The sequence below is a fragment of the Pseudomonas sp. Q12-87 genome (genome assembly GCF_001269755.1).
Taxonomy (GTDB): Bacteria; Pseudomonadota; Gammaproteobacteria; order Pseudomonadales; family Pseudomonadaceae; genus Aquipseudomonas; species Aquipseudomonas fluorescens_S.
The window spans coordinates 138055-151392 of the sequence record NZ_LHVI01000033.1 but is presented as its reverse complement, the minus strand read 5'-3'; the positions used below and the strand labels follow the sequence as shown (position 1 = coordinate 151392).

At 55.0% G+C, this 13338-nt stretch carries 27 protein-coding genes; all 27 read left to right on the top strand.

Annotated features, from left to right (window positions below):
• Positions 1-36: 36 nt before the first annotated feature.
• Positions 37-348, top strand: coding sequence for a 30S ribosomal protein S10 (gene rpsJ, locus AD663_RS24370; RefSeq protein WP_003186070.1), 312 nt, complete (start codon positions 37-39; stop codon positions 346-348).
• Between the two features lie 80 nt (positions 349-428).
• The gene (rplC, locus tag AD663_RS24365) at positions 429-1064 is read left to right on the top strand and encodes a 50S ribosomal protein L3 (RefSeq protein ID WP_003186059.1); all 636 of its coding nucleotides are present in this window, start codon (positions 429-431) and stop codon (positions 1062-1064) included.
• A 12-nt stretch (positions 1065-1076) separates the two neighbouring features.
• Positions 1077-1679, top strand: a complete 603-nt coding sequence (rplD, locus tag AD663_RS24360; protein WP_003186057.1) for a 50S ribosomal protein L4 — start codon at positions 1077-1079, stop codon at positions 1677-1679.
• Positions 1676-1975 (top strand): 50S ribosomal protein L23, encoded by a 300-nt coding sequence (gene rplW / locus AD663_RS24355; protein ID WP_002555488.1) that lies wholly within the window; start codon positions 1676-1678, stop codon positions 1973-1975. The genes rplD and rplW overlap by 4 nt, the downstream gene beginning before the upstream one ends.
• Before the next feature lie 14 nt (positions 1976-1989).
• Positions 1990-2814 carry a 50S ribosomal protein L2 gene (rplB, locus tag AD663_RS24350; RefSeq protein ID WP_003186055.1) on the top strand — a complete coding sequence of 275 codons (825 nt, stop codon included), beginning with the start codon at positions 1990-1992 and terminating at the stop codon, positions 2812-2814.
• Positions 2815-2830: 16 nt separating this feature from the next.
• Complete coding sequence (rpsS, locus tag AD663_RS24345) at positions 2831-3106, top strand: 30S ribosomal protein S19 (RefSeq protein ID WP_002555486.1); 276 nt, start codon at positions 2831-2833, stop codon at positions 3104-3106.
• Positions 3107-3117: 11 nt separating this feature from the next.
• Positions 3118-3450 (top strand): 50S ribosomal protein L22, encoded by a 333-nt coding sequence (rplV, locus tag AD663_RS24340; RefSeq protein ID WP_003103908.1) that lies wholly within the window; start codon positions 3118-3120, stop codon positions 3448-3450.
• Positions 3451-3463: 13 nt separating this feature from the next.
• Positions 3464-4150, top strand: coding sequence for a 30S ribosomal protein S3 (rpsC, locus tag AD663_RS24335; protein WP_003176422.1), 687 nt, complete (start codon positions 3464-3466; stop codon positions 4148-4150).
• A gap of 12 nt (positions 4151-4162) precedes the next feature.
• Entirely contained in the window at positions 4163-4576 is a 414-nt protein-coding gene (gene rplP / locus AD663_RS24330) for a 50S ribosomal protein L16 (protein ID WP_003186052.1), read from the top strand.
• A complete protein-coding gene (gene rpmC / locus AD663_RS24325; RefSeq protein ID WP_002555481.1) occupies positions 4576-4767 on the top strand; it encodes a 50S ribosomal protein L29 in 192 nt (63 codons plus the stop codon). Before rplP ends, rpmC begins: the two co-directional genes overlap by 1 nt.
• A 2-nt stretch (positions 4768-4769) precedes the next feature.
• Positions 4770-5036 (top strand): 30S ribosomal protein S17, encoded by a 267-nt coding sequence (gene rpsQ / locus AD663_RS24320; protein WP_003176419.1) that lies wholly within the window; start codon positions 4770-4772, stop codon positions 5034-5036.
• 23 nt (positions 5037-5059) lie between these two features.
• Positions 5060-5428, top strand: a complete 369-nt coding sequence (gene rplN / locus AD663_RS24315) for a 50S ribosomal protein L14 (RefSeq protein ID WP_002555479.1) — start codon at positions 5060-5062, stop codon at positions 5426-5428.
• An 11-nt stretch (positions 5429-5439) separates the two neighbouring features.
• A complete protein-coding gene (rplX, locus tag AD663_RS24310) occupies positions 5440-5754 on the top strand; it encodes a 50S ribosomal protein L24 (protein WP_003186046.1) in 315 nt (104 codons plus the stop codon).
• 20 nt (positions 5755-5774) lie between these two features.
• The gene (rplE, locus tag AD663_RS24305; RefSeq protein ID WP_003186044.1) at positions 5775-6314 is read left to right on the top strand and encodes a 50S ribosomal protein L5; all 540 of its coding nucleotides are present in this window, start codon (positions 5775-5777) and stop codon (positions 6312-6314) included.
• A gap of 13 nt (positions 6315-6327) precedes the next feature.
• Complete coding sequence (gene rpsN, locus AD663_RS24300; protein ID WP_003186042.1) at positions 6328-6633, top strand: 30S ribosomal protein S14; 306 nt, start codon at positions 6328-6330, stop codon at positions 6631-6633.
• A 210-nt stretch (positions 6634-6843) separates the two neighbouring features.
• Positions 6844-7236 carry a 30S ribosomal protein S8 gene (gene rpsH, locus AD663_RS24295; RefSeq protein ID WP_003186040.1) on the top strand — a complete coding sequence of 131 codons (393 nt, stop codon included), beginning with the start codon at positions 6844-6846 and terminating at the stop codon, positions 7234-7236.
• Between the two features lie 12 nt (positions 7237-7248).
• Positions 7249-7782, top strand: coding sequence for a 50S ribosomal protein L6 (gene rplF, locus AD663_RS24290; RefSeq protein WP_003186039.1), 534 nt, complete (start codon positions 7249-7251; stop codon positions 7780-7782).
• Between the two features lie 10 nt (positions 7783-7792).
• A complete protein-coding gene (gene rplR, locus AD663_RS24285; RefSeq protein WP_003186037.1) occupies positions 7793-8143 on the top strand; it encodes a 50S ribosomal protein L18 in 351 nt (116 codons plus the stop codon).
• Between the two features lie 3 nt (positions 8144-8146).
• Positions 8147-8647: a 30S ribosomal protein S5 gene (rpsE, locus tag AD663_RS24280; protein WP_003186035.1), complete on the top strand. Its 501-nt coding sequence runs from the start codon at positions 8147-8149 to the stop codon at positions 8645-8647.
• Between the two features lie 2 nt (positions 8648-8649).
• Positions 8650-8826 carry a 50S ribosomal protein L30 gene (gene rpmD, locus AD663_RS24275; protein WP_003186033.1) on the top strand — a complete coding sequence of 59 codons (177 nt, stop codon included), beginning with the start codon at positions 8650-8652 and terminating at the stop codon, positions 8824-8826.
• 3 nt (positions 8827-8829) lie between these two features.
• A complete protein-coding gene (gene rplO / locus AD663_RS24270; protein ID WP_003186032.1) occupies positions 8830-9267 on the top strand; it encodes a 50S ribosomal protein L15 in 438 nt (145 codons plus the stop codon).
• Entirely contained in the window at positions 9268-10596 is a 1329-nt protein-coding gene (gene secY, locus AD663_RS24265; protein WP_003186029.1) for a preprotein translocase subunit SecY, read from the top strand.
• 30 nt (positions 10597-10626) lie between these two features.
• Positions 10627-10743 carry a 50S ribosomal protein L36 gene (gene rpmJ / locus AD663_RS28690; protein ID WP_002555468.1) on the top strand — a complete coding sequence of 39 codons (117 nt, stop codon included), beginning with the start codon at positions 10627-10629 and terminating at the stop codon, positions 10741-10743.
• A gap of 130 nt (positions 10744-10873) precedes the next feature.
• Positions 10874-11230, top strand: a complete 357-nt coding sequence (gene rpsM / locus AD663_RS24260) for a 30S ribosomal protein S13 (RefSeq protein ID WP_003186020.1) — start codon at positions 10874-10876, stop codon at positions 11228-11230.
• A 30-nt stretch (positions 11231-11260) separates the two neighbouring features.
• On the top strand, positions 11261-11650 hold the full coding sequence (gene rpsK / locus AD663_RS24255) for a 30S ribosomal protein S11 (protein WP_002555466.1): 390 nt from the start codon (positions 11261-11263) through the stop codon (positions 11648-11650).
• An 18-nt stretch (positions 11651-11668) separates the two neighbouring features.
• A complete protein-coding gene (gene rpsD, locus AD663_RS24250; RefSeq protein ID WP_003176404.1) occupies positions 11669-12289 on the top strand; it encodes a 30S ribosomal protein S4 in 621 nt (206 codons plus the stop codon).
• A gap of 22 nt (positions 12290-12311) precedes the next feature.
• Positions 12312-13313, top strand: a complete 1002-nt coding sequence (rpoA, locus tag AD663_RS24245; protein ID WP_003186012.1) for a DNA-directed RNA polymerase subunit alpha — start codon at positions 12312-12314, stop codon at positions 13311-13313.
• Positions 13314-13338 lie beyond the last annotated feature (25 nt).

The following is a 13338-nucleotide window of genomic DNA, read 5'->3' as shown; positions in this document are numbered from 1 at the left end:
CGCCCGGTGGGAATAGCAGCCGGAGTCTGAAATCCAATGCAAAATCAGCAAATCCGTATCAGGTTGAAGGCTTTTGACCATCGCCTGATCGACCAATCCACCCAGGAAATCGTGGAAACCGCGAAACGTACTGGTGCTCAAGTGCGTGGTCCAATTCCACTGCCTACCCGTAAAGAGCGGTTCACCGTTCTGGTCTCCCCGCACGTCAACAAAGACGCGCGTGACCAGTACGAGATCCGTACTCATAAGCGCGTTCTGGACATCGTCCAGCCAACGGATAAAACCGTTGATGCACTTATGAAGCTTGATCTTGCGGCCGGTGTGGAAGTGCAGATCAGCCTCGGCTAAGACTCGGTCTTAGTCGTGTAACGCTCTGAAATGGGCGGCCATAGCGGGTGAAAGCCCCGTACACTCATGAGGTTTACAACATGACTATTGGTGTAGTCGGTCGTAAATGCGGTATGACCCGTATTTTCACCGAAGAAGGTGTCTCCATTCCGGTCACGGTCATTGAGATCGAGCCGAATCGCGTCACCCAGTTCAAAACTGAAGAGACCGATGGCTATCGTGCAGTGCAAGTCACTGTCGGCGAGCGTCGTGCTTCGCGTGTAACAGCTGCTCAGGCTGGCCACTTCGCCAAGGCGAACGTTGCCGCTGGTCGTACCGTAATGGAATTCCGTCTTGAAGAAGGCGAGTACCAGGCCGGCGATCTGATCAACGCTGAAATCTTCGCTGCTGGTCAACTGGTTGATGTAACCGGTCAGTCCAAAGGTAAAGGCTTCCAGGGTACGATCAAGCGTTGGAACTTCCGCGGGCAAGATAACACCCACGGTAACTCCGTATCCCACCGCGTTCCAGGCTCTATCGGCCAGTGCCAGACTCCTGGTCGTGTATTCAAGGGCAAAAAAATGTCCGGTCATATGGGCGCCGAGCGCGTGACCGTGCAGTCCCTCGAAGTAGTGCGCGTGGACGCTGAACGCAATCTGTTGTTGGTCAAGGGCGCTGTTCCTGGCGCTACTGGCGGCAACTTGGTTGTACGTCCAGCAGCCAAGGCTCGCGGTTAAGGGGAAGCTGACATGCAATTAAATGTAAATGACGCTCAAGCGATCGAAGTTTCCGAACTGACATTTGGCGGCGAATTCAACGAGACGCTGGTTCACCAAGCAGTCGTGGCCTACATGGCCGGCGGCCGTCAAGGTAGCAAGCAGCAAAAGACCCGTTCCGACGTTTCCGGTGGCGGCAAGCGCCCATGGCGTCAGAAAGGTACTGGCCGTGCTCGTGCCGGTACTATCCGTAGCCCAATCTGGCGTGGCGGCGGTACCACTTTCGCAGCTCGTCCTCAGGATCACTCCCAGAAGCTGAACAAGAAGATGTATCGCGCAGCAATGCGTTCCATCCTTGCTGAGCTGGTGCGTACTGATCGTCTGGTCGTGGTTCAGGACTTCGCTGTTGAAGCACCGAAAACCAAAGATCTGCTGAACAAGCTGAACGGCATGGGCCTGACTGACGTCCTGATCGTGTCTGACGCTGTTGATCAGAACCTGTACCTGGCTGCTCGTAACCTGCCACACGTTGATGTACGTGACGTGCAAGGTTCCGATCCGGTCAGTCTGATCGCATACGACAAGGTGTTGATCACCGTGTCGGCCGTGAAGAAATTCGAGGAGCTGCTGGGATGAACCAGGAACGCGTATTTAAAGTTCTGCTTGGCCCGCACGTTTCCGAGAAGGCTACGGTTCTGGCAGACAAGAAAGGCCAGTTCGTTTTCAAGGTTGCGACTGACGCAACCAAGCTGGAAATCAAGAAGGCCGTCGAAAGCCTGTTCAGCGTGAAAGTGGAGCGCGTGACTACCCTGAACGTTCTGGGTAAAAGCAAGCGCACTGCTCGCGGTCTGGGCAAGCGTAATGACTGGAAGAAGGCAGTTATCTCCCTTCAGCCAGGCCAAGATCTCGATTTCAGCAGCAGTGCTGAGTAAGGAAGGGGTGCATCATGGCAATCGTTAAATGCAAACCGACTTCCCCTGGCCGCCGTTTTGTGGTCAAGGTGGTCAACCAGGAGCTGCATAAAGGCGCTCCTCACGCACCGCTGCTCGAGAAAAAATCGAAGTCTGGTGGTCGTAACAACAATGGCCGTATTACCACTCGTCACATCGGTGGTGGTCATAAGCAGCATTATCGTCTGGTCGACTTCCGTCGCAACGACAAGGATGGCATCGCTGCCACCGTCGAGCGTATCGAATACGATCCAAACCGTACTGCTCACATCGCTCTGCTGCTGTACGCAGATGGCGAGCGTCGCTACATCATCGCCCCTAAAGGCGTGAGCGCTGGCGACCAGCTGATCGCAGGTGCTTTGGCACCGATCAAGCCGGGCAACGCTCTGCAACTGCGCAACATTCCAGTTGGTAGCACCGTACACGGCATCGAATTGAAGCCAGGTAAAGGCGCGCAAATCGCTCGTTCCGCTGGTGCTTCGGCTCAGCTGATCGCTCGTGAAGGTGTCTACGTGACCCTGCGTCTGCGTTCTGGTGAGATGCGTAAAGTCCTGGCTGAATGCCGTGCGACCCTGGGTGAAGTCTCGAACTCCGAGCACAGCCTGCGTTCGTTGGGTAAAGCTGGTGCCAAGCGCTGGCGTGGCGTTCGCCCAACCGTTCGTGGTGTTGCCATGAACCCGGTTGACCACCCACATGGTGGTGGTGAAGGTCGTACCTCTGGTGGTCGTCATCCGGTATCGCCTTGGGGCTTCCCGACTAAGGGCGCGAAGACTCGTGGTAATAAGCGTACCGACAAAATGATCGTCCGTCGTCGCAAGTAAATAGAGGGATACGACAGTGCCACGTTCTCTGAAAAAAGGTCCTTTTATTGATCTTCACCTACTGAAGAAGATCGAAGTGGCGGCGGAAAAGAACGATCGCAAACCAGTTAAGACCTGGTCGCGTCGTTCGATGATCCTGCCACAAATGGTCGGTTTGACCATCGCAGTACACAACGGTCGCCAGCACGTCCCAGTTCTCGTGAACGAAGACATGGTCGGCCACAAACTGGGCGAGTTCGCCGGTACCCGCACATACCGTGGGCACGTGGCTGACAAGAAAGCCAAGCGTTAAGGGGTAAGGAAATGGAAGTAGCCGCTAAGTTGTCGGGCGCTCGAATCTCCGCCCAGAAAGCCCGCTTGGTCGCCGACCAGATCCGCGGGAAGAAGGTGGGCGAAGCGCTCAACCTGTTGGCTTTCAGCAGTAAGAAAGCCGCCGAGATCATGAAGAAAGTGCTGGAGTCGGCCGTAGCCAACGCCGAGCATAACGAAGGCGCAGACGTTGATGACCTGAAGGTCAGCACCGTTTTCGTCAACGAAGGGCGTTCGCTGAAGCGCATCATGCCACGTGCCAAAGGCCGTGCTGATCGCATCGTCAAGCGGTCTTGCCATATCACTGTCAAGGTTGCTGACAAGTAACGGAGTCGAAGAGATGGGTCAGAAAGTACATCCCATTGGCATTCGCCTGGGAATCGTCAAGGAGCACACCTCCGTCTGGTACGCAGACGGTCGGACTTATGCGGACTACTTGTTCGCTGATCTGAAGGTGCGTGAGTATCTCCAAGACAAACTAAAAAGCGCGTCCGTAAGCCGTATCGATATCCATCGTCCGGCTCAGACTGCACGTATCACCATCCACACCGCTCGTCCAGGTATCGTTATCGGGAAGAAAGGTGAAGATGTTGAGAAACTGCGTCAGGACCTGACCAAGCAAATGGGTGTGCCTGTGCACATCAATATCGAAGAGATCCGCAAGCCGGAGCTCGACGGTATGCTGGTTGCGCAGAGCGTAGCTCAGCAGCTGGAGCGTCGCGTAATGTTCCGTCGCGCTATGAAGCGCGCTGTACAGAACGCAATGCGCATTGGTGCCAAAGGCATCAAAATCCAAGTGAGCGGTCGTCTCGGCGGTGCTGAAATCGCACGTACTGAATGGTATCGCGAAGGTCGTGTGCCACTGCACACCCTGCGTGCCGACATCGACTATGCCAACTACGAAGCTCACACCACTTACGGTGTGATCGGTGTAAAGGTTTGGATCTTCAAAGGCGAAGTAATTGGTGGTCGCCAAGAAGAACTGAAACCACAAGCACCAGCGCCTCGTAAAAAAGCTGCTAAGTAAGGGGTACGCCAAATGTTGCAACCAAAGCGTACGAAGTTCCGCAAGCAGATGACCGGTCACAACCGTGGCCTGGCATTGCGCGGTAGCAAAGTCAGCTTCGGCGAGTTCGCGCTGAAGTCTGTTGCTCGTGGTCGTCTCACCGCTCGTCAGATCGAATCAGCGCGTCGTGCGCTGACCCGTCACGTAAAACGTGGCGGCAAGATCTGGATCCGTGTATTCCCGGACAAGCCTGTCACCAAGAAGCCACTCGAAGTTCGGATGGGTAAAGGTAAGGGTAACGTGGAGTACTGGGTTGCCCAGATTCAGCCAGGTAAAGTCCTGTATGAAATCGAGGGTGTTTCTGAAGAGCTGGCGCGTGAGGCTTTCGCCCTGGCTGCTGCAAAGCTGCCGCTCGCCACCTCCTTTGTTAAACGGACGGTGATGTGATGAAAGCGAATGAACTTCGTGAAAAATCAGCACAGCAGCTGAACGAGCAACTGCTCGGCCTGCTGCGCGACCAGTTCAATCTGCGTATGCAGAAAGCAACTGGCCAGTTGGGGCAGTCTCATCTGCTCTCGCAAGTTAAGCGTGACATCGCTCGCGTGAAAACTGTGCTCAACCAGCAGGCAGGTAAGTAATCATGGCTGAAGCCGAAAAAACTGTCCGTACGCTGACTGGCCGTGTTGTCAGCGACAAGATGGACAAAACCATCACCGTTCTGATCGAGCGTCGCGTTAAGCACCCGATCTACGGTAAATACGTTAAGCGTTCGACTAAGCTGCACGCGCACGACGAAACCAATCAGTGCCACATCGGCGACAAAGTCACTATTCGTGAAACTCGTCCTTTGGCCAAGACCAAGTCTTGGGCGCTGGTTGATGTTCTCGAACGCGCTGTGGAAGTCTAAGGACTAGGGGTCGGAGAAATTATATGATTCAGACTCAATCCATGCTCGATGTGGCCGATAACAGCGGCGCTCGCCGCGTTATGTGCATCAAGGTGCTGGGTGGCTCCCATCGTCGTTACGCTGGTATCGGTGACATCATCAAAGTTACCGTCAAGGAAGCAATTCCTCGCGGTAAGGTGAAAAAAGGCCAAGTGATGACTGCTGTCGTAGTCCGCACTCGCCATGGCGTCCGTCGTGCTGACGGCTCCATCATCCGCTTTGATGGCAACGCTGCTGTTCTGTTGAACAACAAGCAAGAGCCGATCGGCACCCGTATCTTTGGGCCAGTGACCCGTGAACTTCGTACTGAGAAGTTCATGAAGATCGTCTCGCTCGCCCCAGAAGTGCTGTAAGGAGATCCGACATGCAAAAGATTCGTCGTGACGACGAGATCATCGTGATCGCCGGCAAAGACAAAGGTAAGCGCGGTAAGGTGCTGAAGGTTCTTGCTGACAACCGTTTGGTTGTAGGCGGTCTGAACCTGGTCAAGCGTCATACCAAGCCTAACCCGATGTCGGGCGTACAGGGCGGTATCGTCGAGAAAGAAGCGCCACTGCACGCTTCCAACGTCGCCATCTTCAACGGCGAAACCAACAAGGCTGACCGCGTTGGTTTCAAAGTAGAAGACGGTAAGAAAATTCGTGTCTTCAAGTCGACCCAAAAAGCGGTTGATGCTTGAACACTGCTAGGTAGAAGACCATGGCACGACTAAAAGAGATTTACCGGAAGGAAATCGCACCGAAACTTAAGGAAGAACTTAAGCTTTCGAACGTGATGGAAGTTCCGCGCGTTACCAAAATCACCCTGAACATGGGTCTGGGCGAAGCGATCGGCGACAAAAAAGTCATCGAGCACGCTGTTGCTGACCTGGAAAAGATCACCGGTCAGAAAGTCGTTGTGACTTACGCTCGGAAATCCATCGCTGGCTTCAAAGTCCGTGAAGGTTGGCCGATCGGCGTCAAAGTGACTCTGCGCCGTGAGCGTATGTATGAATTCCTGGATCGTCTGCTGTCGATCTCCCTGCCTCGGGTTCGCGACTTCCGCGGCCTGAATGCCAAGTCCTTCGATGGTCGTGGCAACTACAGCATGGGCGTGAAAGAGCAGATCATTTTCCCGGAAATCGATTACGACAAGATCGACGCTCTCCGCGGTCTGGACATTACCCTGACCACCACTGCTCGGACGGATGACGAAGGTCGCGCACTGCTGCGCGCTTTCAAATTCCCGTTCCGCAACTGATTGGAGTAGGAAAATGGCCAAGAAGAGCATGAAAAACCGTGAGCTGAAGCGTCAGCTCACCGTTGCCAAGTACGCCACCAAGCGTGCAGCGCTGAAAGCTATCATCGTGGATCTGAACGCAAGTCCAGAAGCGCGTTGGGAAGCTACCGTAGCACTGCAGAAGCAGCCACGTGACGCAAGCGCCTCGCGCATGCGTAACCGCTGCCGCCTGACTGGTCGTCCGCACGGCGTGTACCGCAAGTTCGGCCTCGGCCGTAACATGCTGCGTCAAGCTGCAATGCGTGGTGACGTTCCAGGTCTGGTCAAAGCCAGCTGGTAAGCACGATCTAAGTCTTGGTGCTCGGGGTCGCAAGATCCTGACCACCGGTGACCTAGAACTTGAATCAAGCCCCTCATGGGGCTTGATTCATTTGTGGGGTGTGTCTAGAATACCCGGCTCGCCTGAGCCCGTGCTTTTTTTGCATGGATGCGCTCGGCGACACGTACTAGCCGCAAGGCTAATTTTTTGTGTATTAGGAGCGTCTAGCCCATGAGTATGCAGGACCCGTTAGCGGACATGCTAACTCGTATCCGTAATGCCCAGATGGCTGAAAAGTCCGTCGTAAGCATGCCATCTTCTACTTTGAAGGTAGCTGTTGCCAAAGTCCTGAAGGACGAAGGTTACATTGCGGGTTATCAGATCAGCAGCGAAATCAAGCCTCTGCTGTCCATCGAGCTGAAGTACTTCGAAGGCCGTCCGGTCATCGAGGAAGTGAAGCGCGTTAGCCGTCCAGGCCTGCGTCAGTACAAGTCCGTCGATGATCTGCCAAAAGTTCGTGGCGGTCTCGGTGTGTCTATCGTCTCCACCAACAAAGGTGTGATGACGGATCGTGCTGCGCGCGCTGCCGGTGTCGGCGGCGAAGTTCTTTGCACTGTGTTCTAAGGGGGGATAAGCATGTCACGCGTCGCTAAGAACCCCGTTAAGCTGCCAGCCGGTGTCGAAGTCAAATTCGCAGGCCAACAGCTTTCGGTGAAGGGTGCCAAGGGCACTCTGCAACTGAACATCCATTCGTCCGTTGAGATCGTTGAAGAAGCTGGTGAGCTGCGTTTCGCTGCTCGCAATGGCGATCAACAAACTCGCGCAATGGCTGGTACCACTCGTGCGTTGGTAAACAATATGGTCCAAGGCGTAAGCCAAGGCTTCGAGCGCAAGCTCCAGCTGGTCGGTGTTGGTTACAAAGCGCAAGCAAAAGGCACAGTGCTGAACCTGGCTCTTGGCTTCTCGCACCCAGTGGATTATGAACTGCCGGAAGGCATCACCGCTGAGACTCCTAGCCAGACCGATATCCTGATCAAGGGCATCGACAAGCAGCTGGTAGGTCAAGTGGCCGCCGAGATCCGCGACTTCCGTCCACCAGAGCCGTACAAAGGCAAAGGTGTGCGCTACGCGGACGAAGTCGTCCGTCGTAAAGAAGCCAAGAAGAAGTAGGGCATAGCAAATGACCGACAAAAAAGTTACTCGACTGCGTCGCGCTCGCAAAGCACGCCTGAAAATGCACGAACTCGAAGTCGTGCGTCTCTGCGTGTTCCGCTCGTCGCAGCACATCTACGCCCAGGTCATTTCGGCCGACGGCAACAAAGTCCTGGCAAGTGCCTCGACTTTGGATAAAGAACTGCGTGATGGCGCCACTGGCAACATCGACGCGGCCACTAAGGTTGGCCAGCTGGTCGCTACGCGTGCTAAAGCCGCTGGCGTCTCGCAGGTGGCTTTCGACCGCTCTGGCTTCAAGTATCACGGCCGCGTCAAGGCGCTGGCTGATGCTGCTCGTGAAGCTGGGCTGGAGTTCTAAGTTATGTCAAATAACGACCAAAAGCGCGACGAAGGCTACATCGAGAAGCTGGTTCAAGTTAACCGCGTAGCCAAAACCGTTAAAGGCGGCCGTATCTTCACTTTCACCGCGTTGACCGTGGTTGGTGATGGTAAAGGCCGTGTTGGCTTCGGCCGTGGCAAGTCGCGTGAAGTGCCTGCTGCGATCCAGAAGGCAATGGAAGCTGCTCGCCGCAACATGATCCAGGTTGATCTGAACGGCACTACCCTGCAGTACGCAATGAAGTCTGCCCATGGCGCTTCGAAGGTGTACATGCAGCCTGCTTCTGAAGGTACCGGTATCATCGCTGGCGGCGCTATGCGTGCTGTCCTCGAAGTTGCTGGCGTTCAGAACGTTCTGGCCAAGTGCTACGGCTCGACTAACCCAGTAAACGTGGTTCACGCCACTTTCAAGGGTTTGAAAGCAATGCAGTCTCCTGAATCCATTGCCGCCAAGCGTGGCAAAAGCGTCAAGGAGATCTTCTGATCATGGCTACCGTTAAAGTTACGCTGATCAAAAGCATGACCGGCCGCATCCCTAACCACAAACTGTGCGTTAAGGGTCTGGGTCTGCGTCGCATCGGTCACACTGTAGAAGTCCTGGATACTCCCGAGAATCGCGGGATGATCAACAAGGCTTACTACATGCTGCGTGTCGAGGGTTAATCGATGAAACTCAATGATCTGAGTCCAGCGCCGGGTTCCCGTCGCGAAAAGCATCGTCCGGGCCGTGGTATCGGTAGTGGTTTGGGCAAGACCGGTGGCCGTGGCCACAAAGGTCAGACCTCCCGCTCCGGTGGCACCATTGCTCCAGGCTTTGAAGGCGGTCAACAGCCGCTGCATCGTCGCCTGCCGAAGTTCGGTTTCGTGTCCCTGAAAGCCATGGATCGCGCAGAAGTGCGTCTGTCCGAGTTGGCCAAAGTGGATGGCGACATCGTCACCGTGCAGTCCCTGAAGGATGCCAACGTGATCAACCAGAACGTTCAGCGTGTGAAAATCATGCTGTCGGGCGAAGTTGCTCGTGCTGTCACCATCGGAAAGGGAATCGGCGCCACCAAAGGTGCGCGTGCGGCTATCGAAGCAGCTGGCGGCAAGTTCGAGGAATAAATGGCTAAGCAAGGTGCTCTCTCTGCGCTCGGCAAAGGCGGTATGTCTGAACTCTGGGCTCGTCTGCGTTTTCTGTTCTTGGCGATTATCGTCTACCGAATAGGCGCACACATCCCGGTTCCAGGTATCAACCCGGACCGACTCGCGGACCTGTTTCGACAGAATGAGGGGACCATTCTTAGCTTGTTCAACATGTTTTCCGGCGGCGCGCTGGAGCGGATGAGCATCTTTGCACTGGGGATCATGCCGTACATTTCGGCATCGATCATCATGCAGCTGATGAGCGCCGTCAGCCCGCAGCTGGAGCAGTTGAAGAAGGAAGGTGAAGCTGGCCGTCGCAAGATCAGCCAGTACACCCGCTACGGCACTGTCGTTCTCGCTCTCGTTCAGGCCATTGGCATGTCCATTGGCCTGGCGGGGCAGGGCGTTTCGTTCACTGCTGACTTCAGCTTTCATTTCGTTGCGGTAACCACTTTTGTGGCGGGCGCGATGTTCATGATGTGGCTGGGTGAGCAGATCACTGAGCGTGGTGTTGGCAACGGTATCTCGATGTTGATCTTCGCAGGTATCGTCGCCGGTCTTCCGAGAGCGATCGGGCAGTCTTTCGAGTCTGCGCGTCAGGGTGATATCAACATTTTCGCCCTGGTTGCCATCGGTCTGCTGGCAGTAGCGATTATCGGTTTCGTGGTGTTCATTGAGCGTGGTCAGCGGCGTATCGCTGTTCACTACGCCAAGCGTCAGCAGGGCCGCAAGGTATTTGCTGCGCAGACCAGCCACTTGCCGTTGAAGGTGAACATGGCCGGCGTTATTCCGGCTATTTTCGCGAGCAGCATCCTGCTGTTCCCGGCTTCGTTGGGTGCCTGGTTCGGCCAGTCTGAAGGTATGGGCTGGTTGCAGGACATCTCGCAGTCGATCGCTCCTGGTCAGCCGTTGAATATTCTGCTGTTTAGTGCAGGGATTATTTTCTTCTGCTTCTTCTATACGGCGTTGATGTTCAATCCGAAAGACGTAGCGGAAAACCTGAAGAAGTCCGGTGCCTTTATTCCGGGCATCCGTCCAGGTGAGCAGTCTGCGCGCTACATTGATGGCGTTCTGACTCGCTTGACCATGTTCGGTGCTCTTTACATGACGGCCGTCTGTCTGTTGCCCCAGTTCCTGGTGGTTGCGGCAAACGTACCGTTCTACCTTGGCGGGACCTCGTTGCTGATCGTGGTCGTGGTTGTGATGGACTTCATGTCCCAAGTACAATCGCACCTCGTTTCGCACCAGTACGAATCCCTGATGAAGAAAGCCAACCTGAAGGGCTACGGCAGCGGCATGTTGCGCTGAGTAGCGTCCATAAGGTTCGAGGAGTTGGTGATGAAAGTTCGTGCATCGGTGAAAAAGCTGTGCCGTAACTGCAAGATTATTCGCCGCGAAGGTGTTGTTCGGGTAATTTGCAGCGCGGAACCGCGTCACAAACAGCGCCAAGGCTGAGTGTGATTGTGCTTTAAGCCCGGCAGCTAGTGCGCTGCCGGGTTGATTATTTGTTATTACAGCGATATTATCTCGCGCCCTATTTCTTGGCTTCCGGGGCGTAGGTAGCTGTCAATTGGAGTCCCACTGAATGGCCCGTATTGCAGGCGTCAACATTCCAGATAACAAGCATACTGTTATCTCGCTGACCTACATCTATGGTGTTGGTCGCACTACTGCACAGAAAATTTGTGCAGTGACTGGGGTCAACCCAGCGGCAAAGATCAAAGATCTGAGCGACGAGCAGATTGAACAGCTGCGTGGCGAAGTGGCGAAGTTCACCACTGAAGGTGACCTGCGTCGCGAAATCAACATGAAAATCAAGCGCTTGATGGACCTCGGTTGCTATCGCGGTCTGCGTCATCGTCGTGGTCTTCCAGTGCGCGGTCAGCGTACCAAGACCAACGCGCGTACCCGTAAAGGTCCGCGTAAGCCGATCCGCAAGTAATCGCCCCAGCGAATCGACAGGAATTTAATCATGGCAAAACCTGCTGCTCGTCCTCGTAAAAAAGTTAAAAAGACAGTGGTTGATGGCATCGCCCACATCCATGCTTCTTTTAACAACACCATCGTGACCATTACCGACCGTCAAGGTAACGCTCTTTCCTGGGCTACCTCCGGTGGTTCGGGTTTCCGCGGTTCCCGCAAGTCCACCCCGTTCGCTGCTCAAGTAGCTGCTGAGCGTGCTGGTCAAGCTGCGCTGGAATACGGCCTGAAAAACCTCGACGTCAACGTCAAAGGTCCAGGTCCAGGTCGTGAATCCGCAGTCCGCGCTTTGAACGGCTGTGGCTACAAGATCGCCAGCATCACCGACGTGACGCCAATCCCGCACAACGGGTGCCGTCCGCCGAAGAAGCGCCGCGTGTAATCCAGGAGATTGTAAAGAATGGCTCGTTACATTGGTCCAAAATGCAAACTCGCTCGTCGCGAAGGCACCGATCTTTTTCTGAAGAGCGGCGTGCGCGCGATCGAATCGAAGTGCAACATTGAAGCAGCACCTGGTATCCACGGCCAACGCCGCGGTCGCCAGTCCGACTACGGCACCCAACTGCGTGAAAAGCAGAAGGTCCGTCGTATCTACGGCGTTCTCGAGCGTCAATTCAGCGGCTACTACAAAGAAGCTGCTGGCAAGAAAGGCGCAACTGGCGAAAACCTGTTGCAGCTGCTCGAATGCCGTCTGGACAACGTTGTATACCGTATGGGTTTCGGTTCTACTCGTGCCGAATCCCGTCAGCTGGTATCGCACAAGTCGATCAGCGTTAACGGTCAAACCGTAAACGTTCCGTCCTACCAGGTTCGTGCTGGTGACGTGGTTGCTGTTCGCGAGAAAGCAAAGAACCAACTTCGCATTGTCCAAGCTCTCGATCTGTGTGCCCAACGTGGCCGCGTAGAATGGGTAGAAGTAGACACTGAGAAGAAGTCGGGCGTTTTCAAGAACGTTCCTGCTCGCAGTGATCTGTCCGCCGACATCAACGAAAGCCTGATTGTCGAGCTCTACTCCAAGTAAGGGCTAGAAAATAGGTGCATCCATGCAGATTTCGGTAAATGAGTTCCTGACACCCCGCCATATTGATGTGCAGGTTGTCAGTCCAACCCGCGCCAAGATCACACTCGAGCCTCTCGAGCGTGGTTTCGGCCACACCCTGGGCAACGCGCTGCGCCGCATCTTGTTGTCCTCAATGCCCGGCTGTGCAGTAGTCGAGGCCGAGATTGACGGTGTGCTCCATGAGTACAGCGCCATCGAAGGTGTACAGGAAGACGTAATTGAAATCCTGTTGAACCTTAAAGGCCTGGCTATCAAGCTGCACGGTCGTGACGAAGTTACGCTGACCTTGTCGAAGAAGGGTTCGGGGGTGGTTACCGCTGCCGATATTCAGCTGGATCATGATGTCGAGATCGTTAACCCCGATCACGTAATCGCTAACCTGGCGTCTAACGGCGCCCTGAACATGAAGCTCACCGTAGCTCGTGGTCGTGGTTATGAACCGGCAGACTCGCGTCAGAGCGATGAAGACGAAAGCCGCAGCATCGGTCGCTTGCAGCTTGACTCTTCGTTCAGCCCGGTTCGCCGTATCGCATACGTGGTGGAAAACGCCCGTGTCGAGCAGCGTACCAACCTGGACAAGCTGGTTATTGATCTGGAAACCAACGGTACCCTGGATCCTGAAGAGGCTATCCGCCGCGCTGCAACCATCCTGCAACAGCAGTTGGCTGCGTTCGTCGACCTCAAAGGTGACAGTGAGCCAGTGGTTGTTGAGCAGGAAGACGAGATCGATCCGATCCTGCTTCGCCCGGTTGACGATCTGGAACTGACTGTACGTTCGGCTAACTGCCTTAAGGCGGAAAACATCTACTACATTGGTGACCTGATCCAGCGCACCGAAGTAGAGCTGTTGAAGACTCCGAACCTTGGCAAGAAATCCTTGACTGAAATCAAGGACGTTCTGGCCTCCCGCGGTCTGTCCCTCGGCATGCGCCTCGACAACTGGCCGCCTGCAAGTCTTAAGAAGGACGACAAGGCGACTGCCTGATCGTCGTAATCACCGAACGTTGTGT

Coding starts and splice junctions, on each gene's coding strand:
- rplW (WP_002555488.1), top strand. CDS start 1,676: ATGAACCAGGAACGCGTATTTAAAGTTCTGCTTGGCCCGCACGTTTCC.
- rpsM (WP_003186020.1), top strand. CDS start 10,874: ATGGCCCGTATTGCAGGCGTCAACATTCCAGATAACAAGCATACTGTT.
- rpsJ (WP_003186070.1), top strand. CDS start 37: ATGCAAAATCAGCAAATCCGTATCAGGTTGAAGGCTTTTGACCATCGC.
- rplD (WP_003186057.1), top strand. CDS start 1,077: ATGCAATTAAATGTAAATGACGCTCAAGCGATCGAAGTTTCCGAACTG.
- rplX (WP_003186046.1), top strand. CDS start 5,440: ATGCAAAAGATTCGTCGTGACGACGAGATCATCGTGATCGCCGGCAAA.
- rpmC (WP_002555481.1), top strand. CDS start 4,576: ATGAAAGCGAATGAACTTCGTGAAAAATCAGCACAGCAGCTGAACGAG.
- rplE (WP_003186044.1), top strand. CDS start 5,775: ATGGCACGACTAAAAGAGATTTACCGGAAGGAAATCGCACCGAAACTT.
- rplC (WP_003186059.1), top strand. CDS start 429: ATGACTATTGGTGTAGTCGGTCGTAAATGCGGTATGACCCGTATTTTC.
- rpsH (WP_003186040.1), top strand. CDS start 6,844: ATGAGTATGCAGGACCCGTTAGCGGACATGCTAACTCGTATCCGTAAT.
- rplF (WP_003186039.1), top strand. CDS start 7,249: ATGTCACGCGTCGCTAAGAACCCCGTTAAGCTGCCAGCCGGTGTCGAA.
- rplV (WP_003103908.1), top strand. CDS start 3,118: ATGGAAGTAGCCGCTAAGTTGTCGGGCGCTCGAATCTCCGCCCAGAAA.
- rplN (WP_002555479.1), top strand. CDS start 5,060: ATGATTCAGACTCAATCCATGCTCGATGTGGCCGATAACAGCGGCGCT.
- rpsQ (WP_003176419.1), top strand. CDS start 4,770: ATGGCTGAAGCCGAAAAAACTGTCCGTACGCTGACTGGCCGTGTTGTC.
- rpsN (WP_003186042.1), top strand. CDS start 6,328: ATGGCCAAGAAGAGCATGAAAAACCGTGAGCTGAAGCGTCAGCTCACC.
- rpmD (WP_003186033.1), top strand. CDS start 8,650: ATGGCTACCGTTAAAGTTACGCTGATCAAAAGCATGACCGGCCGCATC.
- secY (WP_003186029.1), top strand. CDS start 9,268: ATGGCTAAGCAAGGTGCTCTCTCTGCGCTCGGCAAAGGCGGTATGTCT.
- rplB (WP_003186055.1), top strand. CDS start 1,990: ATGGCAATCGTTAAATGCAAACCGACTTCCCCTGGCCGCCGTTTTGTG.
- rplO (WP_003186032.1), top strand. CDS start 8,830: ATGAAACTCAATGATCTGAGTCCAGCGCCGGGTTCCCGTCGCGAAAAG.
- rplP (WP_003186052.1), top strand. CDS start 4,163: ATGTTGCAACCAAAGCGTACGAAGTTCCGCAAGCAGATGACCGGTCAC.
- rplR (WP_003186037.1), top strand. CDS start 7,793: ATGACCGACAAAAAAGTTACTCGACTGCGTCGCGCTCGCAAAGCACGC.
- rpsE (WP_003186035.1), top strand. CDS start 8,147: ATGTCAAATAACGACCAAAAGCGCGACGAAGGCTACATCGAGAAGCTG.
- rpsC (WP_003176422.1), top strand. CDS start 3,464: ATGGGTCAGAAAGTACATCCCATTGGCATTCGCCTGGGAATCGTCAAG.
- rpmJ (WP_002555468.1), top strand. CDS start 10,627: ATGAAAGTTCGTGCATCGGTGAAAAAGCTGTGCCGTAACTGCAAGATT.
- rpsK (WP_002555466.1), top strand. CDS start 11,261: ATGGCAAAACCTGCTGCTCGTCCTCGTAAAAAAGTTAAAAAGACAGTG.
- rpsD (WP_003176404.1), top strand. CDS start 11,669: ATGGCTCGTTACATTGGTCCAAAATGCAAACTCGCTCGTCGCGAAGGC.
- rpoA (WP_003186012.1), top strand. CDS start 12,312: ATGCAGATTTCGGTAAATGAGTTCCTGACACCCCGCCATATTGATGTG.